The sequence below is a fragment of the Microbacterium sp. CIAB417 genome (assembly GCF_022788845.1).
The window spans coordinates 882,469-907,181 of record NZ_JAHZUT010000001.1 but is presented as its reverse complement, the minus strand read 5'-3'; the positions used below and the strand labels follow the sequence as shown (position 1 = coordinate 907,181).

Genomic DNA, 24,713 nt, shown 5'->3' with positions numbered 1-24,713 from the left:
GAGGGTCTGGCTCACTTCACTTCCCCTCGTTCGTCTTCGCGCTCTCCGGCCAGCAGCAGGTAGAGCACCGCCATTCGCACCGAGACGCCGTTCGCGACCTGCTCGAGCACAGTGGAGCGGGGGGAATCGGCGGCCTCGGAAGAGATCTCGAGGCCCCGGTTCATGGGTCCCGGGTGCATCACAATGCTACCGTCCGGCAGCCCTGCCGAACGCACGGCGTCCAGTCCCCACCGACGGGAATACTCCCGCTCACTCGGGAAATACGCCGCGTTCATGCGCTCCAGCTGGATGCGCAGCATCATGACGGCATCCGGTCCCTCGGCGAGGGCTTCGTCGAGGTCGTAGCGCACCCGCACCGGCCACTGCGTCACGTTCTGCGGGATCAGCGTCGGCGGGGTCACCAGCGTCACGTCGGCGCCGAGCGTCGTCAGCAGCCAGACGTTCGATCGCGCCACGCGCGAGTGCAGCACGTCGCCGACGATGACCACGCGGATGCCGGAGAGATCGCGTCCCCGGCTGTCCGCGCCGTGCCGGCGCTTGCGGATCGTGAAGGCGTCCAGCAGCGCCTGCGTGGGATGCTCGTGCGTCCCGTCCCCGGCGTTGACCACACCGGCGGTGATCCAGCCGCTCGTGGCGAGCGTCCGCGGGGCTCCGGACGCGCCGTGCCGGATGACGACGGCGTCGGCGCCCATGGCCTGCAGGGTCTGCGCGGTGTCCTTCAGGCTCTCGCCCTTCGAGACGCTCGACCCCTTGGCGGCGAAGTTGATGACGTCGGCTGACAGGCGCTTCGCGGCCGCCTCGAACGAGATGCGCGTGCGGGTCGAGTCCTCGAAGAAGAGGTTCACGACCGTCTTGCCGCGCAGAGTCGGGAGCTTCTTGACCTCGCGGGACTGGGTGTCGGACATGTCCTCGGCGACGTCGAGGATCCTCAGCGCCGAGGCGCGGTCCAGGGTCTGGGTGTCGAGCAGGTGCCTCATGCCTCGATCGTCACCTCCTCTGCGCCGTCGTACTCGAACAGGCGCACGTTGACGCGCTCCTGCCGCGAAGAGGGGATGTTCTTGCCGACGAAGTCCGGGCGGATCGGGAGCTCGCGGTGACCGCGGTCCACAAGGATCGCGAGCCGGACGACCGCGGGACGGCCGATCGACTGGATGGCGTCCAGGGCGGCGCGGATGCTGCGTCCGGAGAAGAGGACGTCGTCGACCAGCACGACGGTCTTGCCGTCGATGCCCCCCGCGGGGATCTCCGTCGGATGCGGAGACCGGGTGGGGTTGCGGGAGAGGTCGTCCCGGAAGAGCGTGACATCGAGCGCGCCGACGGCGATCGGCTGCTGGCTGATGTCGCGGATCAGTGCTCCGAGGCGCTCGGCCAGGGCGACACCGCGGGTGGGGATCCCCAGCAGGACCAGATCGGTCGCTCCGCGATTGGATTCCAGGATCTCGTGCGCGATGCGGGTCAGAGCCCGCGAGATATCGGCTTGCTGCAGCACGGTGCGCGTGCTCATCCGCCGCTCCCTTCTCCGCCTCACAGGACGGTGTTAAAGGTTGCTCGTGATCTCAGTCTAGCGGGTATGACGCGGACGCTACGCGCCCAGGCGCAGCGCCTCGTCCGTCACCTCGTCGATCCTGGCGGCGCGGATCGGGTGACCGCTCGTGGACAGGCATCGCCCGGTCTTCAGATCCCACTTCCAGTCGTGCATCGAGCAGGTCAGCACGCCGTCCTCGTCGATCTTCCCCGTGCGCGTGAGGTCCGCGCGCAGGTGCGGGCAGCGGCGCTGCACGACCCAGTCGCCGATCTCGGCATCCTCGGTCTGGTCCGTCTGCTCCTGATACCAGTTCTCGACGTACTCGATGCGGTCGACCGACAGGCACTTGAGGAACGTCGTGAGGAACTCGTTGAACTTTCCGCTTCGGCCGACCGAGAACTGCATCGACAGGAAGATCGAGTTCGACCAGTCGATCTCGTGGTCGCGGATGTTCGTCGACACGAGGTCGGCGGGGATCGTGTACCAGTAGATGCACTCCTCCCCCGCGTACTCCCGCACCTTCGCCTTCGGGAAGTCGACGACCATGTCCAGCTCACCGATGCGGAACCGGACGCAGCCGCCGACTCCGAGACGGATCGTGCGCGACTTCTTCAGCAGCGGCTCCCACCACTCCTTGATCTCCTGGAGCATCTCGGCGGGCGGGATGACCTCGGCGCGCGTGGCGATCTCGTCCTGGATCTCCTGCTGGCGCGTCGCGCGCTGGGACTCGAGGTAATCCCACTTCTCGTCGAAGATGTGCGCGATCTCGGCATCCGTGTACAGGGTCTGCTCGGTCGTGACCTCGCCGGCCTCCACTGTCACGACGGTACCGGGGATGAACAGCTGCCCGTCGTACTGCGGGGCGAGCTCCCGCATGTGGGCGAGGAACTGCTTCTGGTCGGTGAAGATCGACTCGCCGTTGCGGCCGAACCCGTTGAAGTCGAACAGGTCGTCGCGCAGGAACATGGGCGGACCCGCCATCGGGAACACGTGCGGGGCGTCGACCTTCTCGATGTAGTACATCGCGCGCTTGTTCTGCGCGTCGCGCTTGAGCTGCGCGAAGTTCTGCTTCGCGTCCAGCGGCAGGTCGTAGACCATCGGCCACCAGATGGCGCCGGAGACCTGCGTGAAGTAGGCGTCCGGCTTGCCGAAGCCGAGCAGCTTCTCCAGATCCAGCGGGTGGGAGTCGTTCTGGTTCAGGACCGACCCGGTGCCGTCGTCGACGCTCAGCGACGAGTCGCCGATCGGTCCGTCGCTCGGAGCGCGCAGCGGCGTGATCATGATCTTCGTCCCACCGCGCTCGATGACCTGGCCCGCCGGCGCGTACGTGATGTTCGTGTACCCGAGCGCACGGATGTCCTGCTCGAGCTCGTCGGTCGGGTACTCGGGCAGCAGCACCTCGATGTCCTTGCGGATGTAGCGCTCGAGCAGTCGCGGGTCGAAGTGGTCGCGGTGACGGTGCGAGATGTAGAGGAAGTCGGCGTCGCGGCCGTACCGTTCCCAGTCGAGGCCGCGATTGTCGGGGAACGGGAACCAGGATCCGAAGAAGGAGGGACCGAGTACGGGGTCGCAGATGATGTTCCCGCCGACCGTCTCGATGAACATCCCGGCGTGGCCGAGTCCCGTGATCCGCATGCTGATTCCTCCTGACCTGGACCGATCGAGTCTACCCGGCGGGTCCTGACCGGACGCCGAGACGGGCCGGGGATATCCGCTCTCTCAGCGTGCTTGCGCGGGCCGCAGCCGCACGACGGCGGTCTTGAACTCGGGCATGGCCGAGATCGGGTCTGTCGCCGATGTGGTCAGCAGGTTGGCCGATCGGTCCTCGGGAAAGTGGAACGGCAGGAAGACGGTGTCCGGGCGGATCCCCGCACTCGTCGCCACGCGCGCGGTCACCGTGCCTCGGGCGTTCTCGAGCAGGACCTCGTCCCCGTCGCGCAGTCCGCGGTCGGCCGCGGTGGACGGATGCACCGTCGCCTCGAGGACCGGACGCGCGGCGATCAGCTCCGGCACTCGACGCGTCTGCGCACCCGACTGGTAGTGCTCCAGCAGTCGTCCCGTGATGAGCGTGAGCCGGTCGCCGGAGGCCGGCTCCTCCGGCCGCCTCCGCACGGTCACGGCCACGATGCGTGCGCGACCGTCCGGGTGGCGGTAGCCGTCCAGCAGCGGGCGCGGCGTGCCACGGCTGCCGGCCGGGTAGGGCCAGTACGCCTCGGTCCCGGCATCCAGGACCGCGTGGTCGAGTCCCGAGTAGTCCGCGATGCCGCCGGCCGAGGCACGCGCGAGCTCGTCGAAGACCGTCGCCGGGTCGGTGTCGAACCGGCCGGGCGCGTCCAGACGGCGTGCCAGCTCGGCGAGGATCCACAGCTCGCTGCGCACGCCGTCGGGCGGCTCCACCGCTCTCCGGCGCCGGATCACCCGGCCCTCCAGATTCGTCATGGTTCCCTCCTCCTCGGCCCACTGCGTGACGGGGAGGACGACATCAGCGAGCTCCGCCGTCTCGGACCGGAAGATGTCGCACACGACGAGGAGGTCGAGCGCTGACAGACGCTGTCGTACTGCTCCGGCATCCGGTGCTGAGATCACGGGATTGGATCCGTGGACGAGGAGGGCCCGGATGCCGTCGGGCCGCCCGATCGATGAGAGCAGCTGCACGGCGGGCAGGCCTGGGCCGGGAATCGCGTCGGCCGGGACGCCCCAGACCGCCGCGACATGCGCACGCGCGTCGGGGTCGGTGATCCTGCGGTAACCGGGAAGCTGGTCGCACTTCTGCCCGTGCTCGCGGCCGCCCTGTCCGTTGCCCTGACCGGTCAGGGTGCCGTACCCGCTGCCCCGCCGGGTAGGAAGACCCAGGATCAGCGCCAGGTTGATGGCGGCGGTCGCGGTGTCCGTGCCGTCCGCGTGCTGCTCGACACCGCGTCCGGTGAGGATGAACGTCTCGCGCCCGGATGCGAGGCGGCGCGCCACCCGCCGGAGGACGGTCACCGGCACGCCCGTCGCCTGCTGGACCCGCGCCGGCCACCATGCGGCCACGCTGCGGCGCAGCTCGTCGAACCCGGTGGTCCATCGGGCGACGGCCTCGGCGTCGTGCCGGCCCTCGGCGATGACGATATGGGTGAGTCCCAGCAGCAGCTCCAGGTCGGTACCCGGCGCAGGGGCGACGTGGATCCCCTGGTCCCCCTCGGCGAGGCGCGCGGTCGAGCTGCGCCGAGGATCGACGACGATCAGTCCGCCGGCGGCGCGCACCCCCGCCAGATGCGACAGGAACGGCGGCATGGTGTCGGCGACGTTCGATCCCAGCAGGAGCACCGTGTATGCGTCGTCCAGGTCCGTGAGCGGGAACGGCAGGCCGCGATCGATCCCGAAGGCGCGGTTGGCAGCAGCTGCGGCGGAGGACATGCAGAAGCGCCCGTTGTAGTCGATGCGAGACGTGCCGAGTGCGATGCGCGCGAACTTGCCGAGCTGATAGGCCTTCTCGTTGGTCAGCCCGCCGCCGCCGAACACCCCGATCGCGTCCGCGCCCGACTCCGCCTGCAACGACCGGATCCGAGTGGAGACCAGATCGAGCGCCTCGTCCCACGACGCCGCCGCGAGCGTCCCGTCCGCTCCGCGCACGAGGGGGTGCGTCAACCGGTCCGGCGCGTCCAGCAGCGAGGCGGAGGTCCAGCCCTTCGTGCACAGACCACCGCGGTTCGTCGGGAAGTCGCGCCCCGACACCGTCGTCGACGGATCGGAGGTGGGCGCGTCCGCCGCTCGCGCGGAGAGCGTCATGGCGCACTGCAGAGCGCAGTACGGGCAGTGCGTGTCCGTGCTTGGCGTGATGCTCATGCCGACGCCGCCTCCGCCACGGCGAACCGCTCGATGAGGTCGACGAGACGGCCCTTGCAGCCGCCGCATCCGGTGCCGGCCCGGGTGTCGCGGCCGAGGCATGCCACGGTGTCATTGCCCGCGGCGATCGAATCGGCGATGCGCTGCACTCTCACGCCGTTGCACGAGCACACCGTGGCGGTCGGGGCGAACGCGTCGGCGGCGGAGGAGATCTCGTCGGCGCCGTCCAGGCGCAGAAGCAGCGAGCGGTCCGACGGCAACTCGCCGCGCCGGTCGTACAGCAAGGTGAGCTCTGCGGCCGTGCGCGGCATCCCGACGCACGCGAAGGCGTCGAGGACACCGTCGTGGGTCACCATCTTGACGTAGCGCCCGTGCATCGGATCCGCCCACTGCGCGACGTGCCGGAGCGGCTCCGTTTCGCTGAGCGGCTGGTCCCAGAGCTCGATGTCGACGTCCCCGACCGCGACGACGTCGATGTCGTCGTCCTTCAGCATGACCACGGCGTCCGACTCGATCGGGGCGGGGTCGTCGTGCCGGATGCGTGCAGCCTCGGCAGCGAGCCGTGCGGCGAGCCAGGCCGCCTGTCGCCATCCCGGTCCGATGAGCCCGGAGGGCGCCCCCGGCAGCCGGGAGAGCGCCTCGTTCTCGGCCGTGCGGGGCACGACGTGCGCGCAGTCGCCGATCGCGTACACGGCCTCGTCGCTCCAGGAGCGGAGCTGCTCGTCGACGACGACGCCGGCCGCCGTGCGGAGCCCGGCCAGGGTCGCGAGCTCGGTACGGGCGCCGATCCCGCACGACAGCACGAGGAGATCACCGCGCAGGTAGTTCCCGTCCGCCGTGACGACGGCGTCGAAGGCTCGGCTGCCGCCGTTCTCACGGAACGCGACCGCCTCGGCCCGGCTGTGCGCGAACACGGTGATGCCCCGGTCCTTCAGCGCCCTGGCGAGCACCGTCCCGGCACCGCGATCGAGGTTGCGGGGCATCGGCGTCGGACCATGATGCAGCACGCTCACCTGTGCCCCGGCATCCGCCGCGAGCAGGGCGAACTCGAGCCCGAGCACTCCGGCGCCGAGCACGGTGATGCGTGCACCGGCCCGTACCGCCCGGTGCACGCGCTCCGCGTCGGCGATGTCGCGCAGCACCGTGACCCCCGTGGGAAGCAGGGCGTCCGATCCGATCGCCGCGGGTCCGGTCCGCCGGAGCGCCGCCTCGTCGTATCGCGGCCTGTCCAGCCCGGCCAGGGTCGGCACGTTCGCCCTGGCTCCCGTCGCGAGGACCACGCGGTCGTAGGGGATCCGCTCCCCCGTCTCGAGCTCGGCGCACCGGGCATCGCGGTCGAGCGCGACGACGCGCGTGCCCAGCACGACCCGCGCTCCCGCCGCCCGAGCATCCGCCGGGTCGTGCAGCAGGAGCGCGTCGCGGTCGGCCCTGCCCGCAGCCAGCTCCGCGATCAGCACGCGGTTGTACGGGGCATCCGATTCAGCGCCGATGACGGTCAGCTCGACCGTGCCCGAGCGCACCGCGGGAAGCAGCTCTTCGCACAGGCGCGCGCCGACGGGGCCGAAGCCCACCACCACGACGCGCAGGCGCCCGGAGGACACGTCAGATCCGCCGTCCGTCGAGGAACGACCGCGGGACGCCGTAGACGAGGAGCGTGACGACCAGCAGCACCACGTAGCCGATGCCGAAGCCGATGAACGCGCCCTGGTAGCCGCCGGTCGCCAGCTGCGACGCGTTCAGGACCTGCGGGACGAGGAATCCTCCGTAGGCCCCGATGCCCGAGATGAGGCCGAGGGCAGCGGCCGCTCGGCGCGCGACGGCGGCGGCGTCCGCTTCCTTCCGTGCCACCGCACGCGCCGTGAACACGATCGGGATCATGCGGTAGGTGGAGCCGTTGCCGATCCCGGTGGCGGCGAACAGGACGAGGAATCCGAGGAGGAACAGCCAGAAGCTCCCGAGCGCCAGCACGCCGAGGATGCCGAAGGCGCCAAGCGCCATGACCGCGAAGGCCCCGATCGTCACGCGTGCCCCGCCGAAACGGTCGGCCAGCCGCCCGCCGAACGGCCGGAACAACGAGCCCACGAGCGCGCCGAGGAAGGCGAGGGAGACCGCCGCGGTGCCGATGTGCAGCGACGAGAACTCGGGGAACTGATCCGCGATCAGCTTCGGGAACACGCTGGAGAATCCGATGAACGAGCCGAACGTGCCGATGTAGAGCAGCGCCAGCAGCCACAGGTGCCCCTCGCGCAACGCCGCGGCCGAACCGGCGAAGTCGGCCTTCGCCGACGAGAGGTTGTCCATGTACCGCCACGCGCCCCAGGCCGCGACGAGGATGAACGGCACCCACATCCATCCGGCCAGGGGAAGGCCGAGCCCGATGCCGGCCGTGAGCGACACGACGACGGGCACAAGGAACTGCGCGACCGAGGTGCCGAGGTTGCCGCCGGCCGCGTTGAGGCCGAGCGCCCAGCCCTTCTCGTGCTGCGGGAAGAAGTAGGTGATGTTCGCCATGGAGCTGGCGAAGTTGCCGCCTCCGAATCCGGCGAGAGCGGCGATGACGAGCATCATCCAGAACGGCGTCTGCGGGTCGCCGACCGCGACGGCGAGCAGGACGGACGGGATCAGCAGCAGCAGCGCCGACACGATGGTCCAGTTGCGCCCGCCGAACCGCGGCACCATGAACGTGTAGGGGAACCGCAGGGTCGCGCCGACGAGGCTCGGCAGGGAGATGAGCCAGAACGTCTCCGCGCTCGTGAAGGCGAATCCCGCCGACGGCAGGAGCACCACGACGATGCTCCACAGCTGCCACACGATGAAACCGAGGAACTCGGCGAAGATCGACCACCCGAGGTTGCGTCGCGCGATGCCGCGACCCTCGGCCTGCCAGAACGCGGTGTCCTCGGGATCGAAGCCGTCGATCCATCGGCCGGGTCGTCGGGTGAGGACGACCCCGGTGTCGATCGAGGCGGAGACGACGGGTGCGGTCATGACTGCTCTCCTGGGTCCGGTGGGTCCGGTCGTCCGGACGGTACGCGACCGACGATAGGAGTGTGGTGTTTCGGCCGGACGCGTGGCCGATTACCGCCCGATCACTTCTGCGTCACCCGGGGACGCCTCTGCGGTGAGGGCGTCGTCACACCCCCGTAACACGCCCCGGATCAGTCTTCGAAGAGGCCGCGGATGTCCTCAGCGCTCAGGGACTGCGCGAACAGCTGCTCGTCGTCCATCACGGCCGTGAACAGACGTGCCTTGCGCTGCTGCAGCGCGAGGACCTTCTCCTCGACCGTCCCCGTCGCGATCATGCGGTACACGAAGACCTGCTCGCGCTGGCCGATGCGGTGGGCGCGGTCGACCGCCTGCGCCTCGGCGGCGGGATTCCACCACGGGTCCAGCAGGAAGACGTAGTCGGCCTCGGTGAGCGTGAGGCCGAACCCGCCGGCCTTCAGGCTGATCAGGAACACCGGCTGATCGCCGGAGCGGAAGTCCTCGATCACGGCGCGCCGGTCACGCGTCGAACCGTCCAGGTAGACGGCGGGGACGCCCGCCTCCGCCAGGCGCTCGGCGGCCAGTCCGAGGAACGACGTGAACTGGCTGAACACGAGGGCCCGGTGCCCCTCCGCCTGCAGCTCCTGGACGCGTTCGAGCAGGACGTCGAGCTTCGCGGAGCCGATCGCCGCGTCCTCCGGATCGATGAGCGCCGGTGCCAGGCTCAGCATCCGCAGCATGGTGAGGGAGCGGAAGACGATGAACCGGTTGCGGTCGAGATCCTGGAGCAGGCCGAGGACCTTCTGCCGCTCGCGCTGGAGCACGGTGTCGTACAGGGCGCGGTGCTGGGGACTCAGGTCGACATGCAGCACCTGCTCCTGCTTGGGCGGCAGATCGTCCGCGACGAGCTCCTTCGTGCGTCGCAGCAGCAGCGGACGGATGCGGCGGCGCAGTCGCTCCAGCCGGCGCCGGCGGTAGGGCGCACCCTCCTCGTTCTCGGGGACCTTGCCCTGTTCGATCGGCTGGATGTATTCCTGCCGGAACCGGCGAGCCGACGGGAACAGGCCCGGCGCGGCCAGCCGCAGCAGCGCCCACAGCTCGGACAGGCTGTTCTCCAGCGGAGTGCCCGTCACGACGAACGTCACATCCGCACGGAGGGCGGCGACGGCACGATGCTGCTGTGTGGCGGGGTTCTTGACGAACTGCGCCTCGTCGAGGATCAGCGCGGCCCACTCCACTGCGGCGTACTCGTCCTGGTCGAGCCGCGTCACGGTGTAGGAGGTCACCACGACGTCCGCCGAAGCCGCCGCCTCTGCGACGCTCTGCCCGCGTTTCGCGCTCGTGCCGTCGAGGAGCCGGACTGTCAGGTCGGGCGCGAACCGGGTCGCCTCGTCCTGCCAGGTGCCGAGCACCGAGGTCGGTGCCACGACGAGGACAGGGCGCTCCTCCCCCTGCTCCCGCATGTGCAGGATGAGCGTCAGCAGCTGGAGCGTCTTGCCCAGGCCCATGTCGTCGGCCAGGATTCCGCCGAGCCGGTGACGCCACAGGAACGCGAGCCAGTCGAAACCAGCCTGCTGGTACGGCCGCAGCAGCGCGCGGAGACCGGCAGGGGTCTCGGTCGCCGGCACGCTGTCGGCGGACCGGAGCCCCTCGGCGGTGGCCCGCCAGCTCACGGCGGGCTGAGCCTCGTCCGCGAGATCTTCGAACTCCTCCCACAGCGCGATCTGGTGACGGCTGATCCGGGGGCCGCTCTCCCACTCGGCGAGCTCGGCTGCCTCGTCGAGCAGGTCCCGCAGCCGCTGCAGCGCGGGGTGCGCGAGCGAGAAGTAGCTGCCGTCCACGAGCAGGAGCTTGGACCGGCGCAGCGCGAGAGCCGTGAACAGCGGTTCGAAGGGGATCGTTCGCCCGTCGATGGACACCAGGATGCCCAGGTCGAACCAGTCGGTCGATGTCGTCTCGACGGTGGAGACCGTGATCAGCGGGTCGCCCGTGAGCTCCCGATAGGCCTGCGGTTTGCCGCGGGTCTCGATGACCGCCCCGGCCGCCTCGAGAGCGGGAACGATCCGCGACACGAATTCGGCGGCATCCGCATCGCGCCGTTCCGCCCGCACAGCGAACGGCATCTCGGTGAGCGGTTCCCACGCCTCGCGCAGCGCCTCGAGCAGGCGTGCCTCGCCCGCGGCGTCGCGCACCGCGTCGGGCGAAGGCTCCGGGGCGAAACGACCGAAGCCCTCGTAGTCCCACTGCAGGGAGTGCGTGAGCACGTGCCCCGCCTGGTAGTCGACCGAGATCACCGCGCGCGGCTCCGGGGGCGACGGCAGCGCGATCTCGTCGCTCGCCTGCAGCGGGACCTGCCGCACGAGGTGCGGGTACGCCTCGGCCAGGAAGTCGTCGCGCTCCTCGGCGGGCACCTCGATGCTCCCCGGTCGGGTCAGCAGCGTGTGCATCATGGGCGTGAGTTCCACCGGAGCAAGAGTCAGCCGGATGCGCGCGCCGACGACCTCCCATGCGTACACCCCGGATCGACCGATCGGGCGGACCTGGCGGGAATCCTGCGGCACACCGTCGATGTACACGCGGCTGTCGAGCAGCAGCGCCTCCTCGTCGCCGTGGATCTCTGCGCCGACCTCGGCGTGTGAGGACATGCGGACATCGGTGTGCTTCTGCGTCGCGACGAGATCGATGCCGAGCTCGGACGCCTCGGCGAGATGCGCCCAGAGCAGGCGCGACGCGACGTGGTCCAGAAGGATCCAGTCCCCTGCGGTCCCGGACAGCAGCGACTCGCGGGCGAGGCTCAGCAGATCGGTGAACCAGCGCACCTGATCCGGTGCGAAGCGTCCGACGGAGCGACGGAGCGTGTCCCATCCCGCATCGCCCTGGATCCAGTTCCCGGTCGACGCGCTGCGCATGAGCGGCCGGACGGCGAGGAGCGCCTCGCCCGGGTCCTTCACGAGGTCACGCGGGTGGGCGGCCACCACGGGACGAGGTGCCCACTGGTGCACGCCCTGGGCCGGGCGGCGCCGGAGTTCGATCCCGAGAGCCAGGGGTCCGGCAGGCGGCGTCTGGGGCACCCCTGCCAGTAGGGTCCGCCAGACGGGCGGGCGGGCCCGGACCGGCGGCGCCGTGTCCGTCGGGAGTGCGACCTTGTCGTTGCTGGCCAGCAGCACCGCCACGACGTGCTTGCACGCGGTGCGCACGGGGCACGCGCACCGGCTGGAGGCGATCCGGTCGTCGTCGGCGAACTCGATCGCGCAGCTGTAGGGCATGCCCCGAGAGCCGGACACCTGCCCGTTGATCCGCCGGCGCGCGTCATCCCAGATCGCGTAGAGCACACGACCCGTGCGCGCATAGGCGTGACCTCGGTCGAAACTGCCGCGGTCCGTGTGCGCGAGGATGTCGTGCTCAGGGACGAACGGCGCGGTCATGGGCACCATCCTTCCCGCGGCATCCGACATCGACACCGGATGCCGGCCGACGACGTCAGCCCGCGCGCGCGATGCGGGCGAGCACGCCGTGCACGAAGGCGCCGGACTCGTCGGTGGAGAACTCCTTGGCGAGTTCCACGGCCTCATCGATCGCGACAGCGGTGGGGACCTCGTCGTTGTAGAGGATCTCCCACACCGCGATGCGCAGCAGAGCGCGGTCGACGGCGGGCATCCGCTCGAGCTTCCAGTCGCGGCTGTGCGTGGTGATCTGCTCGTCGATTTCGTCCTGGTGGTCGACGATCCCGTCGGCGATCTCGCGGGCGTACAGCCAGCTCGCCTCGCGGGCAGGCTCGCTGGCGGCCCGCTTGGCCTCCGCCGCCAGGGTCACCGGGATCGCGTCTCCGCGGACGTCCGAGGAGAACAGGATGTCGAGTGCGCGCTTGCGCGCCTTCGTCCGGGCGCTCACGCCTTACTTCTCGCGACCGAGGTACTCACCCGTGCGGGTGTCGACCTTGATCTTCGTTCCGGTCTCGACGAAGAGCGGGACCTGCATCTCGTATCCGGTCTCGACCGTGGCCGGCTTGGTGCCGGCCGAGGAACGGTCGCCCTGCAGGCCGGGCTCGGTGTAGGTCACCTCGAGGATGACGGATGCCGGCAGGTCGATGTAGAGCGGGTTGCCGTTGTTGGTGGCGATCGTGACCTGCTGGTTCTCCAGCAGGAAGTTCTTCGCGTCGCCGACGGTCGCGGCGCCCACCGTGATCTGGTCGTAGTCGCTCGTGTCCATGAAGACGAACCCGTCGCCGTCGGTGTACAAGTACGTGAAGTCGCGGCGGTCGACGTTCTCGAGCTCGATCTTCGTGCCCGCGTTGTAGGTCTTGTCGACGACCTTGCCGGTGACGACGTTCTTCAGCTTGGTGCGCACGAACGCGCCGCCCTTGCCGGGCTTGACGTGCTGGAACTCCACCACGCTCCAGAGCTGGCCATCGATGTTGATGACGACGCCGTTCTTGATGTCTGCGGTGGATGCCATGAGAAGCGGGTTCCGTTTCGTGTCGAGGTGTGCGGGGCCGCGCTCACGCGGCCGACAGTCGATTCTAAGGGATCAGCGCGGCCAGCTGCCGCACGGCGTTCGCGTAGCCGTCGACGCCCTCCCCGATCACGCGAACGGCTGCGACGTCCTCGAGGTAGGAGAAGTGACGGAATCGTTCACGGGCGTGGACGTCCGAGACGTGGACCTCCGCGAACGGGAGCGCGACGCCGGTGAGGGCGTCTCGCAGCGAGACGGAGGTGTGCGTGAGTCCGCCGGGGTTGATGACGATCCCCGCACAGTCCTCACGAGCCGCGTGGATCGCGTCGATGAGCACACCCTCGTGGTTGCTCTGGATAGCGCGGATCTCGAAGCCGGCGGCGGCGGCCGCATCGCGGGCGATCCGTTCGGCGTCCGCCAGCGTCTGCGCCCCGTAGACGGCGGGCTCGCGGGTGCCGAGCAGGTTCAGGTTCGGGCCGTTCACGAGGAGCAGGCGTCGGGGGGCGGTCACGCCGACAGCCTATCCCCGCCCAGAGACCGCGCCATCTCGAGTTCGGGTCCGATGGGACCCTCGAATCGGAGCCCGGTCGGGCGGAAGCCGGCGCGCCGATACGCGGCCTGCGCGCGCTCGTTGTCGGCATGGACCTCCAACGCCAACGAGGCGTCGCCGTGGGAGCCGGCCCAGCCCGCCGCGGCCGCGAGCAGGTCGTCGATGATCCCTCGGCCGCGGTGGTCGGGGCGCACGTAGACCCCGACGACGTCGCTGCGCGGCTCGTCGAGGATCCGGCCGTGTGCGTCGCGGTCTCCGGGCCGTCGGCGCAGCACGGAGACCGAGCCGACCCAGGCGCCTTCATCGATCGCGACGAACTGTGCGGCGGTGTCCGTCGACGCGGCGCCCGCCGCACGCTCCTGCCAGAAGCCGTCGGGGCGCAGCAGCGCGGCGTCGGCGGTGTCGAGGAACGCGATCGGCGCCGCCGGATCGCGCAGGGCCTCGAGACGCAGGTCCCGCACCTCGCGCCATTCGTGCTCGCGGACCCGCCGGATGGCGTGGGTCACTCGCCGACCTCCTGGTACGCGGCGAACAGCAGGGACTCGTCCGGTGCCTGCAGCACGGTCGGCTTGGCGATCTCGTCGAGCACGATGAACCGCAGCATCCCGCCCCGGGTCTTCTTGTCGCGCTGCATGGTCGCCAGAAGCTGAGGCCAGGCTCCCGCCCGGTAACCCGTCGGCAGGCCGAGGGACTCCAGGATGGTGCGGTGTCGTTCGGCCGCGGCATCCGGCAGCCTTCCCGCGAGGCGCGACAGCTCGGCGGCGAAGAGCATCCCGACCGAGATCGCGGCCCCATGGCGCCAGCGGTACCTCTCGGCGTGCTCGATGGCGTGGCCGAGCGTGTGGCCGTAGTTGAGGATCTCCCGCTGACCGGCCTCGCGGAAGTCGTCCGAGACGACCCTCGCCTTCATGTCGATCGCGAGCTCCACGGCGCGCCGGAACTCGTCCGTCGAGGTGTCGACCGCACGCGCCGGATCCGCCTCGATGATGTCCAGGATCTCCGGAGCCCAGATGAACCCGGCCTTGACGACTTCGGTGTACCCGGCGGTGGCCTCGTGCGCGCTCAGGCTGCCGAGCTCGTCCAGATCGCCGATCACGGCCCTGGGCGCCCAGAAGGCGCCGACGAGGTTCTTGCCCTCCGCGGTGTTGACGCCGGTCTTGCCGCCCACGGAGGCGTCGACGAGTCCGAGCACGGTGGTGGGGACCTGGACGACCTGCACGCCCCGCAGCCAGGTGGCGGCGACGAAGCCCGCGAGGTCGGTCACCGCTCCCCCGCCGTAGCCGATCACGGCGTCCGTCCGGGCGAAGTCGGCCTGGCCCATGATCTGCCAGCAGAACGCGGCGACCTCGATGCGCTTGCCCTGCTCGGCGTCCGGGATCTCGGCGAGCAGAACCTCGCGCGGGCCCTCGGCCGCATCGGAGAGCAGCCGGTCGCGCAGCTCCGCGGCACGGCTCGCGAGGGTCGGCGGGTGCACCACGAGGACCTTGCGCACCGCAGGATCCAGGGCGCCGGACACCCGATCCAGGATGCCCCGCCCCACGGTGATGTCGTAGGGGTTCTGCCCCGTGACGCTGATGGTCGTGTCGGTCATGACAGTCCTCTCCGCCAGTCGGCGATCTCGTCCGCGATGCGCGACATCGGGCGCCGCGAGGTGTCGAACACGACCGTCGCGACCTCCTCGTACCAGTCCCGCCGCTCCTCCAGGATGCGCGCCCAGCGCTCGACGGGGTCCTCGTCGCCGCCCAGCAGCGGTCGCGCGGAGCCGCGGATGCGCTCGGCGACCGCTTCGCGGCTCACCGTGAGGAGGACGACGGGGTGGTCGCGCAGCAGTTCCCGCGTTCCGGCATCGGTGATCGCGCCTCCCCCGAGCGAGACGACCCCGCCCTCGGCGAGAGCCGCGCGGACGGCCGCGCGCTCCAGCTCGCGGAAGCGCTCCTCGCCGTGCGTCGCGAAGATGTCCTCGATCCGGCCGTGCTCCGCCACGACACGGCGATCGGTGTCGATGAAGGCGACGCCGAGGCGCTTCGCGACACGCCGCCCGACGCTCGTCTTGCCCGATCCCATCGGGCCGACGAGCACGACGGTCGGCGGATGGACGTCACTCATCGCCGACGGCGAGGCCCGACTCCGAGGAAGCAGCGGTCCGCAGCTCGGCGGGGATCGCGTCGAGGTAGCCCGCGAGGTTGCGGCGGGTCTCTCCCACGCTGTCGCCGCCGAACTTCTCCAGCACGGCACCGGCCAGCTCGATCGCGACCATCGCCTCGGCCACGACCCCCGCCGCGGGAACGGCGCAGACGTCCGAGCGCTGATGATGCGCCGTGGCGGCCTCGCCCGTGGACACGTCGATCGTGCGCAGTGCGTGCGGGACGGTCGCGATCGGCTTCATCCCGGCGCGCACCCGCAGCACGGTGCCGGTGGACATGCCGCCCTCGGTGCCGCCCGCCTTGTCCGAGGAGCGCGTGATGCCGTCGTCGGCGGCGAAGAGCTCGTCGTGCGCCGCCGAGCCGCGCCGACGCGTCGTCTCGAAGCCGTCGCCGACCTCGACGCCCTTGATCGCCTGGATGCTCATCAGCGCCTGCGCGAGCCGTGCGTCCAGGCGGCGATCCCACTGCACGTGGGAGCCGAGGCCTGGAGGCAGACCGTACGCGAGGACCTCGACGATGCCGCCGAGGGTGTCCCCGTCCTTCTTGGCATCGTCGACCTCGGCGACCATACGGGCCGAGGTCTCGGGGTCGAAGCATCGCAGCGGATCGGCGTCCAGCGCGGCGACATCGTCGGGCGTCGGCAGGACAGCGCCCTCAGGGACCTGCACGGGGCCGATCGACAGCGTGTGGCTGACGAGGCGGATGCCGAGCTCGGCGAGGAACGCGCGCGCCACGGCGCCAAGGGCGACCCGGGCGGCGGTCTCACGGGCACTGGCGCGCTCGAGGATCGGCCGGGCCTCGTCGAAGTCGTACTTCTGCATGCCGACGAGGTCGGCGTGCCCGGGGCGCGGACGGGTGAGCGGAGCGCCGCGGCCGCGGGACCGGTCCGTGAGCTCCACGGGCTCGGGGCTCATGACCTCGGTCCACTTCGGCCACTCGGTGTTGCCGATGCGCAGCGCGATCGGGCTGCCGAGCGTCTTGCCGTGCCGGATGCCGGAGGACAGCGTCAGCTCGTCCTGCTCGAACTTCATCCGCGAGCCGCGGCCGTACCCGAGCTTGCGGCGAGCGAGATCCGCCTGGATCTGCTCAGGCGAGATGGGGACACCGGAGGGCAGGCCCTCCATGACGGCGATGAGTTCGGGGCCGTGCGATTCGCCGGCCGTCAGCACGCGGAGCATTGCTCCAGTCTCCCACGGGTTGCGGGCCGCGATGTGCGGCGTGACGCATGACGCTACAACGCCGCGCGCATGGCGGAGAGCACCGCCGGCTCATCGGGCAGGAGCGCAGCGGGGTCGGCATGCAGGAAGATCCGGATCTGCCGGACGGCCTGGTGCAGCAGCATGCCCAGGCCGGAGATGGCCGGGGCCTCGCCCCACGCTGCCGCCAGAGCGGACGGCCAGGGCGCGTAGGCGACGTCGAAGAGCGCTCCCCCTGTCCGGGCGAGCGGCGCCACGACGTCCTCCGGCAGGACCGTGCCGCCGGGCAGCGAGGCGATCGTGAGATCGGTCTGCCCGGCGGGCGCTGCGAACGCCGTGACGGAGAGGTCGAGGTCCAGCCGTGCGGCGAGGGCGCGAAGGTGCTCCGCCCGCTCCGGCCGCCGGGCGCGGACCTCCACGCGCCGGGCGCCGAGGTCGGCCATCGCCACCAGCGCGGACGCCGCTGTGGCTCCCGCACCGAGCAGCCGCACGTTCTCGACTTCGTGGACGCCGTGCTCGACGAGCGCGTCGACGATCCCGCCGACGTCCGTGTTGAACCCCGCGATCCGCTCGCCGAGCAGCAGCGTGTTGACGACGCCGGTCAGCTCGGCGTGCCGATCGTGCGATTCCGCGACGCGGAACGCCTCCTCCTTCAGTGGCATCGTCAGCGAGAGCCCGCGCCAGGTGTCGTCCAGCGAGGCGACGGTCTCGGCGAAGGCGGCTTCCGCGACGCGCAGGCGCTCATACGACCACTCGAGGCCGAGTACCGCGTAGGCGGCCGCGTGCAGCGCGGGCGAGCGCGAGTGCGCGATGGGATCGCCCCACACCGCCAGGCGCGAACCTCGGGTCACGCGGGCACCGTCCTCTCGGGAGCGTCGGGTCTCGTCACCGGGCACCGGGTGTCAGTAGCAGCCGCTGTCGGGGTTGTCCTCGCACCACTGCTGATACTGCCGCTCGGCCTGCTGCTGCTCCTCGTAGGTGGTGGAGAACACCGTCTCCCCGGTGTCGAGGTTCACGGCCACGAAGTAGTACCACGGACCGTCAACCGGGTTCATGGCGGCGTCGATCGCCGCATGGCTGGCCGTCGCGATCGGGCCGGCGGGAAGGCCCGGGTGGGCATACGTGTTCCACGGGTTCTGGTCGCCGACGACGTCCTTCCAGGCCCACTCCGAAACAGGACCGTCGTGCGTGAGGCCGTAGCCGTACTGCGCCGTCGAATCCATCTGCAGCAGCCCGTGCGTCTCCTGGTTGTCCTCCTGGAGACGGTTCTGGATCACGCGGGACACCTTGGGGAAGTCGGCCGTGAGCCCCTCGCGCTGGATGATCGAGGCGATGGTCAGGATGCGCTGCGCGTCGGCATCCGGCACGCCCACCTCGGCGAGCGACTCGCGCGTGCGGTCGACCATGGCCTGGACGACCTGGGTCGCCGTCACGCCGGGATCGAACGTGTAGACGGCGGGGAACAACCAGCCTTCCAGAGTGTCGGCCTCGACGCCGTAGGCGGACGGGTCGGCGGTGGCGGCCTGGACGTCCTCCAGTGGCAGCTGCAGGCTCTCGGCGATGGTCGGCACGATCGTCTTGAGGGTCGTTCCCTCCACGACCCCGACCGAATGCTCCATCCGGTTCTCCGGGTTCTCGATGGCCTCGAGTGCGGCGGCCGCGGTCATCCGCTCCTGCAGCCGGTACACACCCGGCATGAAGTTCGGGTTCAGTCCCTCGGCGATGAGCATGTCGTAGAAGACGTCCTCGGTCTTCGTGACGCCGGCCTCGTAGAGCGCATGCGAGATCGGCTGTCCGGTGAAGCCCTCCTCGATCGTGACGAACACCTCGCCGGTGGCTTCCCCGGCGGCGTAGTCCTTCGGCTCGCCCCAGCCCATGGCGTCGCTGATCCGGTCGCCATAGGTGTTCCACACCCACACTCCGCCGGCGGCCAATCCGCCGATCAGGACGAGCACGATGATGAGGGCGACGAGGCAGCCCGTGCGGCGCCGGCGCTTCGGCTCGGTGCCGTGGTCCTCCGCGTTCGGGGCGAACAGATCCTCGAGCGAACCGCCTACGGTGGGTTCGGGGGACGGCGACGAGAGCGTGGCGGTCACGGGTGCCTCGGGTGCCTGCTCGGGGCCGGCGGCGGTCGCCTGCTGCGGTGCCGTCCCGACCGGCTCGCTCGTCCGCTCCGCGCCGGACGCCGTGTCCGCGGCTCCCGCGCGCTGCGCGGCCTCCCGTGCGGCGCGCCGCGATCCGGGCGCCGGAGGGGTCTGGTCGACCGTGGGATGCGCGGTCGACGGATCCGGGAGGTTGTCGAACAGATCTCCCTGGGACATGTCAGCTGGTCTCCTCGTCGAGATCGACCGGGGCGCCGGCCGGGGTACCGGTGCTCTTCTCGGTGTCGATCGCCTGCTGCAACAGGACCACTGCCGCAACCTGATCCACAATGCTACGAGAGTTCTTCTGGGTTCTGCCCGAGGCGCGGAGCGCGTGGTGCGCCGACACCGTACTCAGTCGCTCGTCGACGAGGCGCACGGCGATGCCGGTCCTGCGCGCCAGCGCCAGGGCGAATTCCCGCGCGTCCGCCGTCGAGGCCGTGTCGGTGCCCTGCATGTTCACGGGAAGACCGACGACGAACTCCAGCGGCTCGTGCTCCAGCGCGAGTGCCGCGAGGCGCTCGATCGACGCGTCGTCACGACGCACGGTCTCGACCGGAACGGCCAGGAGGCCGTCGGGGTCGCAGCGGGAGACGCCGACTCTGGCTCTGCCGACGTCGATGCCGAGCCGGACGCCGCGACGGAAGCCGCTCACGCGCCGCGCAGCTCCGCGACGATGCCGTCCAGAGCGCTCGGAAGCGCCGCGGCGTCCGCGCCGCCGCCCTGCGCCACGTCGTCGCGGCCTCCTCCTCCGCCGCCGAGGGCACCGGCGGCGCGCTTGGCCAGTGCTCCGGCCTTGGCACCGGCCGCGCGGGCCGCGTCGTTCGTGGCCACGACGACGATCGGCCGTCCGGACACGACGCCGCCGAGAGCGACGACCGCGGCATCCGCACCCAGACGGTCGCGCACGCTGAGCGCGACCCCGCGGATGTCGTCGGCCGACCCGACCTCACCGAGGGACTGCGCGGCGACGCGGTAGGCGCCGACGCGCTCGGCAGCCTCGGCGATCGCCGGGACGCGCCCCTCGCGCTCCTTCGCCTCGAACTGCGCGATCCGCTTCTCGGCGGTCTTCAGGTTCGCGGCGAGTTCGGCGATGCGCTCGGCCAGCTGGTCGCGCGGGGTCTTCAGGCTCGCGGTGAGCTGCGACACGAGCGTGCGCTCGGCGGCGAGCTCGCGGAAGGCGTCCTGTCCGACGAGCGCCTCGATCCGGCGGTTCGACGCGCCGACGGACGACTCAGCGGTGATGCTGACCAGTCCGACCTCGGCGCTGGTGGACACGTGCGTGCCCGCGCAGAGCTCGCGCGACCACGGTCCGCCGATGTCGACCATGCGCACGACGTCGCCGTACTTCTCGCCGAACAGCGCCATGGCGCCGGCTTCCTTCGCCTCGTCGAGGGTGACCACGCGCGTGGTCACCTCCAGGGCGTCGTGCACGGCGCGATTCGTGATCTCCTCGATCTCGGTGCGCGTCGCCGCGGAGAGCGCCTGGTTCCAGGCGAAGTCGAAGCGCAGGTAGCCCGCGCGGTTCAGCGATCCGGCCTGCGTCGCGCCCTGGCCGAGGGTGTCGCGCAGAGCGGCATGGACGAGGTGGGTCGCGGAGTGCGCCTGCCGTGCGGCGCGCCGGTTCGCGGCGTCCACGACGGTCGTGGCGCGGTCGTCGACCGCCACGGTCCCGGTGGTCACCTCGACCGTGTGGCTGATGAGGCCCGGGACGGGCTTCTGGACGTCGAGCACCTCGAGCGAGAAGCCCGGTCCCGTGATCGCGCCCTTGTCGGCGACCTGGCCACCGGACTCGGCGTACAGCGTCGTCTCGGCGAGGATCACTTCGGCGACCTGACCCTCGGTGGCGCTCGTCACGGGCTGGCCGTCCACGAGGATGCCGAGCACCGTCGACTCGGTCTCGAGCTCGGAGTAGCCGTCGAACACCGTCTCGCCGAGTCCGCGCAGTTCGCGGTAGACGGACACGTCGGCGAGCTGGCGCCGGCGGTTCTTGGCGTCCGCCTTGGCGCGCGACTTCTGCTCGCGCATGAGTTCGTCGAACGCGCCCCGGTCGACGGTCAGCCCTGCCTCCTCGGCGACCTCGAGGGTGAGGTCGATCGGGAAGCCGTAGGTGTCGTGCAGCAGGAACGCCTGGGATCCCGCGAGCGTGGCGGCGCCGGACTTCTTCGTCTCGTCCAGCGCGAGATCGAGGATGGTCGAGCCCTGGGCGAGAGTGCGCAGGAACGTCTCCTCCTCGGCCACGGCGGTCGCGGACAGGCGATCCCACTCGGTCTCCAGCACCGGGTACGCGCTCTTCATGGCGTCACGCGAGGCGCTGAAGAGCTCGGGGAACGTCGGAGCGTCCACACCGAGCAGGCGCATGGCGCGGACGGTGCGGCGCATGAGCCGGCGCAGGATGTATCCGCGGCCCTCGTTGGACGGCTTCACGCCGTCCGAGAGCAGCATCAGCGAGGAGCGCACGTGGTCGGCGATGACGCGGAAACGGACATCGTCCTCGTGGACCTTCCCGTAGGTGCGGCCCGAGATCGCCTCGGCACGGTCGAGCACCGGACGCACCTGGTCGGTCTCGTACATGTTGTCGACGCCCTGCTTGAACATGGCGACGCGCTCCAGGCCCATTCCGGTGTCGATGTTCTTCTTCGGCAGGGGTCCCGCGATGTCGAAGTCGACCTTGCTGCGGACGTCGCTGAGCAGCTCCTGCATGAAGACGAGGTTCCAGATCTCGGTGAACCGGTTGTCGTCGACGATCGGGCCGCCGTCGCGTCCGTAGGCGGGACCGCGATCGATGTAGATCTCGGAGCAGGGGCCGCCGGGACCGGGCTGGCCGGTGTGCCAGTAGTTGTCCTCCTTGCCCATGCGCTGGATGCGCTCGGCGGGGAGTCCGGCGATCTTCCGCCAGAGGGCCTCGGCCTCGTCATCGGTCTCGTAGACCGTGACCCAGATGTCCTTCTCGGCGAATCCGAGTCCGCCGTCGGACTCGGAGGTGGTCAGCAGCTCCCACGCGTAGCGGATCGCGCCTTCCTTGAAGTAGTCGCCGAAAGACCAGTTGCCGAGCATCTGGAAGAACGTGCCGTGGCGGGCGGTCTTGCCGACCTCTTCGATGTCGTTCGTGCGGATGCACTTCTGCAGGTCCGCCGCGCGAGGATACGGCGCCGGGACCACACCGGTGAGATAGGGCACGAAGGGGACCATGCCGGCGATCGTGAACATCACGGTCGGGTCGTCGGAGACCAGAGACGCGGACGGGACGATGGTGTGGTCGTTCTTCTCGAAGAAGGCGAGATAGCGCTGCGCGATGTCCGCAGTGTTCATAGGGGTACGGCTGTCCTCGTGTGGGATGGAGACCGGCGCCGGTGCGATGGCGCCGATAGGGAGATCAGTTCTCGTCGGGCTGGGCGAGGCGGGCTTCCTGGGCGCGGTACGCCTCGCCGAGGATCGCGGTGAACCCGCTGATGCGGGCATCCACCTCGGCGAGCATGTCGTGACCGCGAGGGTCCTTGTTCATGAAGTGCGCGGCGACGAATCCGCCGATCACTCCGATGAGGAACCACAGCAGCTTCTTCATGTCGATGTCCTTGCCTCGCTCCGCCCAGACGCGGTCGTTCCATCGTATGCGCATTCGACCCGGCAGACGACGAGAGGCGCCGGGAAACCCGACGCCTCTCGCAACGCTGTGTCAGCGCGTCTCGCTCAGCGAGCCGCGTAGTACTCGACGACGAGCTGCACTTCACAGGTCACGGGGACCTCGGCGCGCTTCGGGCGACGGACCAGACGTGCCTGCAGCTTGTCGAGCTCGACCTCGAGGTAGCCCGGAACCGGGGGGAGCACCTCGGCGTGACCGCCGGCTGCCGCCACCTGGAAGGGCTCGAGGCCCTCGCTCTTGGCCTTGACGTGGATGAGCTGACCCGGTTTCACGCGGAACGACGGGCGGTCGACGAGCTGGCCGTCGACGAGGATGTGACGGTGCACGACGAGCTGGCGGGCCTGCGCGGTCGTGCGGGCGAAACCGGAGCGGAGCACGAGGGCGTCCAGACGCATCTCGAGCTGCTCGACCAGGTTCTCACCGGTCAGGCCGTCCTTGCGGCGGGCCTCCTCGAACTGGATGCGCAGCTGCTTCTCGCGGATGCCGTACTGCTCGCGCAGACGCTGCTTCTCGCGGAGGCGGACGGCGTAGTCGCTGTCGGCCTTGCGCTTGGTGCGGCCGTGCTCGCCCGGAGCGTAGGGACGCTTCTCGAGGTAGCGGGCGGCCTTCGGGGTGAGTGCCACGCCGAGGGCGCGGGACAGACGGACCTTGCGGCGGTCCTGGGACTTCGTGACCACGAAGTTCTTCCTTCCGATGACGTGGACGTGTCTTTCACGTCTCACGGGCGTATCTCCCGCGCTCTGCCTTCGCGCGCACGCCGGGGCGCGGAGAAGGTGTGAGGAACGCGGGGATGCCCGAAAACACGGTTTCGAGCCGATCAAGTCTAACAGACCGGACGGGAGGCCTCAGCGATCGCCGAGGATGCGCCGGATGCGCTCCAGGCGGGCCGCCACATCGCGCTCCGCACCGAGCGTCTTGGGGTTGTAGTAGCGCCGCCCGTCGAGCTCGTCGGGCAGGTACTGCTGCGGAAGGACACCGTGCTCGCTGTCGTGCGGGTAGCGGTATCCCTTCCCGTGGCCCAGCCGCTTGGCGCCCGGATAGTGCGCGTCGCGCAGATGCACCGGCACGCGACCGAAACCACCGGCGCGCACGTCGGCGATCGCCGCGTCGATGCCCAGGTAGGCGGCGTTGGACTTCGCGGTCGTCGCGAGGTATACCGTCGCCTCGGCGAGCGGGATGCGCCCTTCGGGCATGCCGATGAACGCGACGGCGTCGGCTGCAGCCGTCGCGATCACGAGACCCTGCGGATCCGCGAGACCGATGTCCTCGGCGGCCGAGATCACGAGACGGCGCGCGATGAAACGCGGGTCCTCCCCCGCTTCGATCATGCGGGCCAGGTAGTGCAGCGCGGCATCCGGATCGGAGCCCCTGATGGACTTGATGAACGCGCTGATCACGTCGTAGTGCTCGTCGCCCTGCCGGTCGTAGCGCAGCAGCGCCCTGTCGACGGCCTGGGCGACGTCGTCGTCGGTGATCGTCGGGACGCCGGACGCCGAGGCGTCCTCGTCCCCGTCGCCGACGGACAGGGCTACGGCCGCCGCGGCTTCGAGCCCGGTGAGCGCACGCCGGGCGTCGCCGGAGGCGAGACGGATGAGTGCAGCACGGGCGGGCGGGCTCAGCGCGACGGCGCCGTCGAGTCCTCGGGCGTCGTCCACCGCGCGGTCGACGAGCTCGCCGATGTCATCGTCCGTGAGCGGCTGCAGGGTCAGCAGGAGCGAGCGCGACAGCAGCGGGGAGATCACGGAGAAGGACGGGTTCTCAGTGGTCGCCGCGATCAGGATGACCCAGCCGTTCTCGACGCCGGGCAGCAAGGCGTCCTGCTGGGCCTTGGTGAATCGGTGGATCTCGTCGAGGAACAGGATGGTCGTCTGGCCGTACAGATCGCGCTGCGTGACGGCCTCCTGCATCACCTCGCGGACGTCCTTCACACCCGCCGTGATCGCGGAGAGCTCGACGAAGCGCCGTCCGGACGAGCGGGCGATCGCCTGTGCGAGGGTGGTCTTGCCCGTCCCCGGCGGACCCCACAGGATGATCGACACCGCGCCGGGCGAGCTCGCCTCCGGATCCGCCAGCGCCAGGATCGGCGAACCGGCGCGCAGCAGATGCTTCTGCCCCGCCACCTCGTCCAGCGAGACGGGACGCATCCGCACCGCGAGCGGGGTCTGTCCCGACAGGAGAGGCGCGGAGGCGGTCATGACTCCAGGCTAATGCGGCCCGCGGACACGCAGCACCGGCCGGACGTGCCGCCG

General features: G+C 70.4%; 21 protein-coding genes. All 21 read right to left on the bottom strand.

Annotated elements, in window-relative coordinates; translation table 11 throughout:
• Positions 1–11: 11 nt before the first annotated feature.
• The 21 genes from KYX17_RS04465 to KYX17_RS04365 all read right to left on the bottom strand — a co-directional run bounded on the left by KYX17_RS04465 (position 12) and on the right by KYX17_RS04365 (position 24,659).
• Positions 12–977 (bottom strand): aspartate carbamoyltransferase catalytic subunit, encoded by a 966-nt coding sequence (locus KYX17_RS04465; protein WP_243225655.1) that lies wholly within the window; start codon positions 975–977, stop codon positions 12–14.
• Complete coding sequence (gene pyrR, locus KYX17_RS04460; RefSeq protein ID WP_243225653.1) at positions 974–1,504, bottom strand: bifunctional pyr operon transcriptional regulator/uracil phosphoribosyltransferase PyrR; 531 nt, start codon at positions 1,502–1,504, stop codon at positions 974–976. The genes KYX17_RS04465 and pyrR overlap by 4 nt, the downstream gene beginning before the upstream one ends.
• 78 nt (positions 1,505–1,582) lie before the next feature.
• Positions 1,583–3,160, bottom strand: a complete 1,578-nt coding sequence (locus KYX17_RS04455; RefSeq protein WP_243225651.1) for a Rieske 2Fe-2S domain-containing protein — start codon at positions 3,158–3,160, stop codon at positions 1,583–1,585.
• An 84-nt stretch (positions 3,161–3,244) separates the two neighbouring features.
• Entirely contained in the window at positions 3,245–5,347 is a 2,103-nt protein-coding gene (locus tag KYX17_RS04450) for a molybdopterin oxidoreductase family protein (protein WP_374208925.1), read from the bottom strand.
• A 2-nt stretch (positions 5,348–5,349) separates the two neighbouring features.
• Positions 5,350–6,954 carry an FAD-dependent oxidoreductase gene (locus tag KYX17_RS04445; protein WP_243225647.1) on the bottom strand — a complete coding sequence of 535 codons (1,605 nt, stop codon included), beginning with the start codon at positions 6,952–6,954 and terminating at the stop codon, positions 5,350–5,352.
• A 1-nt stretch (position 6,955) separates the two neighbouring features.
• Positions 6,956–8,341: an MFS transporter gene (locus tag KYX17_RS04440; protein ID WP_243225646.1), complete on the bottom strand. Its 1,386-nt coding sequence runs from the start codon at positions 8,339–8,341 to the stop codon at positions 6,956–6,958.
• A gap of 170 nt (positions 8,342–8,511) precedes the next feature.
• Positions 8,512–11,763, bottom strand: a complete 3,252-nt coding sequence (locus KYX17_RS04435; RefSeq protein ID WP_243225645.1) for an SNF2-related protein — start codon at positions 11,761–11,763, stop codon at positions 8,512–8,514.
• Between the two features lie 55 nt (positions 11,764–11,818).
• Positions 11,819–12,229: a transcription antitermination factor NusB gene (gene nusB, locus KYX17_RS04430; protein ID WP_243225644.1), complete on the bottom strand. Its 411-nt coding sequence runs from the start codon at positions 12,227–12,229 to the stop codon at positions 11,819–11,821.
• A gap of 3 nt (positions 12,230–12,232) precedes the next feature.
• Positions 12,233–12,793: an elongation factor P gene (efp, locus tag KYX17_RS04425; protein WP_243225643.1), complete on the bottom strand. Its 561-nt coding sequence runs from the start codon at positions 12,791–12,793 to the stop codon at positions 12,233–12,235.
• Positions 12,794–12,857: 64 nt separating this feature from the next.
• Positions 12,858–13,301, bottom strand: coding sequence for a type II 3-dehydroquinate dehydratase (locus KYX17_RS04420; RefSeq protein ID WP_243225642.1), 444 nt, complete (start codon positions 13,299–13,301; stop codon positions 12,858–12,860).
• Positions 13,298–13,846, bottom strand: coding sequence for a GNAT family N-acetyltransferase (locus tag KYX17_RS04415; protein ID WP_243225641.1), 549 nt, complete (start codon positions 13,844–13,846; stop codon positions 13,298–13,300). The genes KYX17_RS04420 and KYX17_RS04415 overlap by 4 nt, the downstream gene beginning before the upstream one ends.
• Positions 13,843–14,931: a 3-dehydroquinate synthase gene (gene aroB, locus KYX17_RS04410; RefSeq protein ID WP_243225640.1), complete on the bottom strand. Its 1,089-nt coding sequence runs from the start codon at positions 14,929–14,931 to the stop codon at positions 13,843–13,845. Before aroB ends, KYX17_RS04415 begins: the two co-directional genes overlap by 4 nt.
• Complete coding sequence (locus KYX17_RS04405; RefSeq protein ID WP_243225639.1) at positions 14,928–15,446, bottom strand: shikimate kinase; 519 nt, start codon at positions 15,444–15,446, stop codon at positions 14,928–14,930. Before KYX17_RS04405 ends, aroB begins: the two co-directional genes overlap by 4 nt.
• Positions 15,439–16,662 carry a chorismate synthase gene (aroC, locus tag KYX17_RS04400; protein ID WP_243225638.1) on the bottom strand — a complete coding sequence of 408 codons (1,224 nt, stop codon included), beginning with the start codon at positions 16,660–16,662 and terminating at the stop codon, positions 15,439–15,441. The genes KYX17_RS04405 and aroC overlap by 8 nt, the downstream gene beginning before the upstream one ends.
• A gap of 53 nt (positions 16,663–16,715) precedes the next feature.
• Positions 16,716–17,531 carry a shikimate dehydrogenase gene (locus KYX17_RS04395; protein ID WP_243225637.1) on the bottom strand — a complete coding sequence of 272 codons (816 nt, stop codon included), beginning with the start codon at positions 17,529–17,531 and terminating at the stop codon, positions 16,716–16,718.
• Between the two features lie 51 nt (positions 17,532–17,582).
• Complete coding sequence (gene mltG, locus KYX17_RS04390) at positions 17,583–19,001, bottom strand: endolytic transglycosylase MltG (RefSeq protein ID WP_243225636.1); 1,419 nt, start codon at positions 18,999–19,001, stop codon at positions 17,583–17,585.
• Position 19,002: 1 nt separating this feature from the next.
• Positions 19,003–19,476 (bottom strand): Holliday junction resolvase RuvX, encoded by a 474-nt coding sequence (gene ruvX, locus KYX17_RS04385; RefSeq protein ID WP_243225635.1) that lies wholly within the window; start codon positions 19,474–19,476, stop codon positions 19,003–19,005.
• Entirely contained in the window at positions 19,473–22,133 is a 2,661-nt protein-coding gene (alaS, locus tag KYX17_RS04380; protein ID WP_243225634.1) for an alanine--tRNA ligase, read from the bottom strand. The genes ruvX and alaS overlap by 4 nt, the downstream gene beginning before the upstream one ends.
• Positions 22,134–22,197: 64 nt before the next feature.
• Positions 22,198–22,386 (bottom strand): hypothetical protein, encoded by a 189-nt coding sequence (locus KYX17_RS04375; RefSeq protein WP_243225633.1) that lies wholly within the window; start codon positions 22,384–22,386, stop codon positions 22,198–22,200.
• Between the two features lie 125 nt (positions 22,387–22,511).
• Complete coding sequence (rpsD, locus tag KYX17_RS04370; protein ID WP_243225632.1) at positions 22,512–23,141, bottom strand: 30S ribosomal protein S4; 630 nt, start codon at positions 23,139–23,141, stop codon at positions 22,512–22,514.
• Positions 23,142–23,309: 168 nt separating this feature from the next.
• Positions 23,310–24,659 carry a replication-associated recombination protein A gene (locus KYX17_RS04365; RefSeq protein WP_243225631.1) on the bottom strand — a complete coding sequence of 450 codons (1,350 nt, stop codon included), beginning with the start codon at positions 24,657–24,659 and terminating at the stop codon, positions 23,310–23,312.
• Positions 24,660–24,713 lie beyond the last annotated feature (54 nt).

Bases quoted from the DNA above. Each gene is read 5' to 3' on its own strand.
- KYX17_RS04405 (WP_243225639.1), bottom strand. From the start codon at position 15,446: ATGAGTGACGTCCATCCGCCGACCGTCGTGCTCGTCGGCCCGATGGGA.
- KYX17_RS04435 (WP_243225645.1), bottom strand. From the start codon at position 11,763: ATGACCGCGCCGTTCGTCCCTGAGCACGACATCCTCGCGCACACGGAC.
- aroB (WP_243225640.1), bottom strand. From the start codon at position 14,931: ATGACCGACACGACCATCAGCGTCACGGGGCAGAACCCCTACGACATC.
- pyrR (WP_243225653.1), bottom strand. From the start codon at position 1,504: ATGAGCACGCGCACCGTGCTGCAGCAAGCCGATATCTCGCGGGCTCTG.
- KYX17_RS04465 (WP_243225655.1), bottom strand. From the start codon at position 977: ATGAGGCACCTGCTCGACACCCAGACCCTGGACCGCGCCTCGGCGCTG.
- mltG (WP_243225636.1), bottom strand. From the start codon at position 19,001: ATGTCCCAGGGAGATCTGTTCGACAACCTCCCGGATCCGTCGACCGCG.
- aroC (WP_243225638.1), bottom strand. From the start codon at position 16,662: ATGCTCCGCGTGCTGACGGCCGGCGAATCGCACGGCCCCGAACTCATC.
- KYX17_RS04440 (WP_243225646.1), bottom strand. From the start codon at position 8,341: ATGACCGCACCCGTCGTCTCCGCCTCGATCGACACCGGGGTCGTCCTC.
- KYX17_RS04365 (WP_243225631.1), bottom strand. From the start codon at position 24,659: ATGACCGCCTCCGCGCCTCTCCTGTCGGGACAGACCCCGCTCGCGGTG.
- efp (WP_243225643.1), bottom strand. From the start codon at position 12,793: ATGGCATCCACCGCAGACATCAAGAACGGCGTCGTCATCAACATCGAT.
- alaS (WP_243225634.1), bottom strand. From the start codon at position 22,133: ATGAACACTGCGGACATCGCGCAGCGCTATCTCGCCTTCTTCGAGAAG.
- KYX17_RS04375 (WP_243225633.1), bottom strand. From the start codon at position 22,386: ATGAAGAAGCTGCTGTGGTTCCTCATCGGAGTGATCGGCGGATTCGTC.
- KYX17_RS04455 (WP_243225651.1), bottom strand. From the start codon at position 3,160: ATGCGGATCACGGGACTCGGCCACGCCGGGATGTTCATCGAGACGGTC.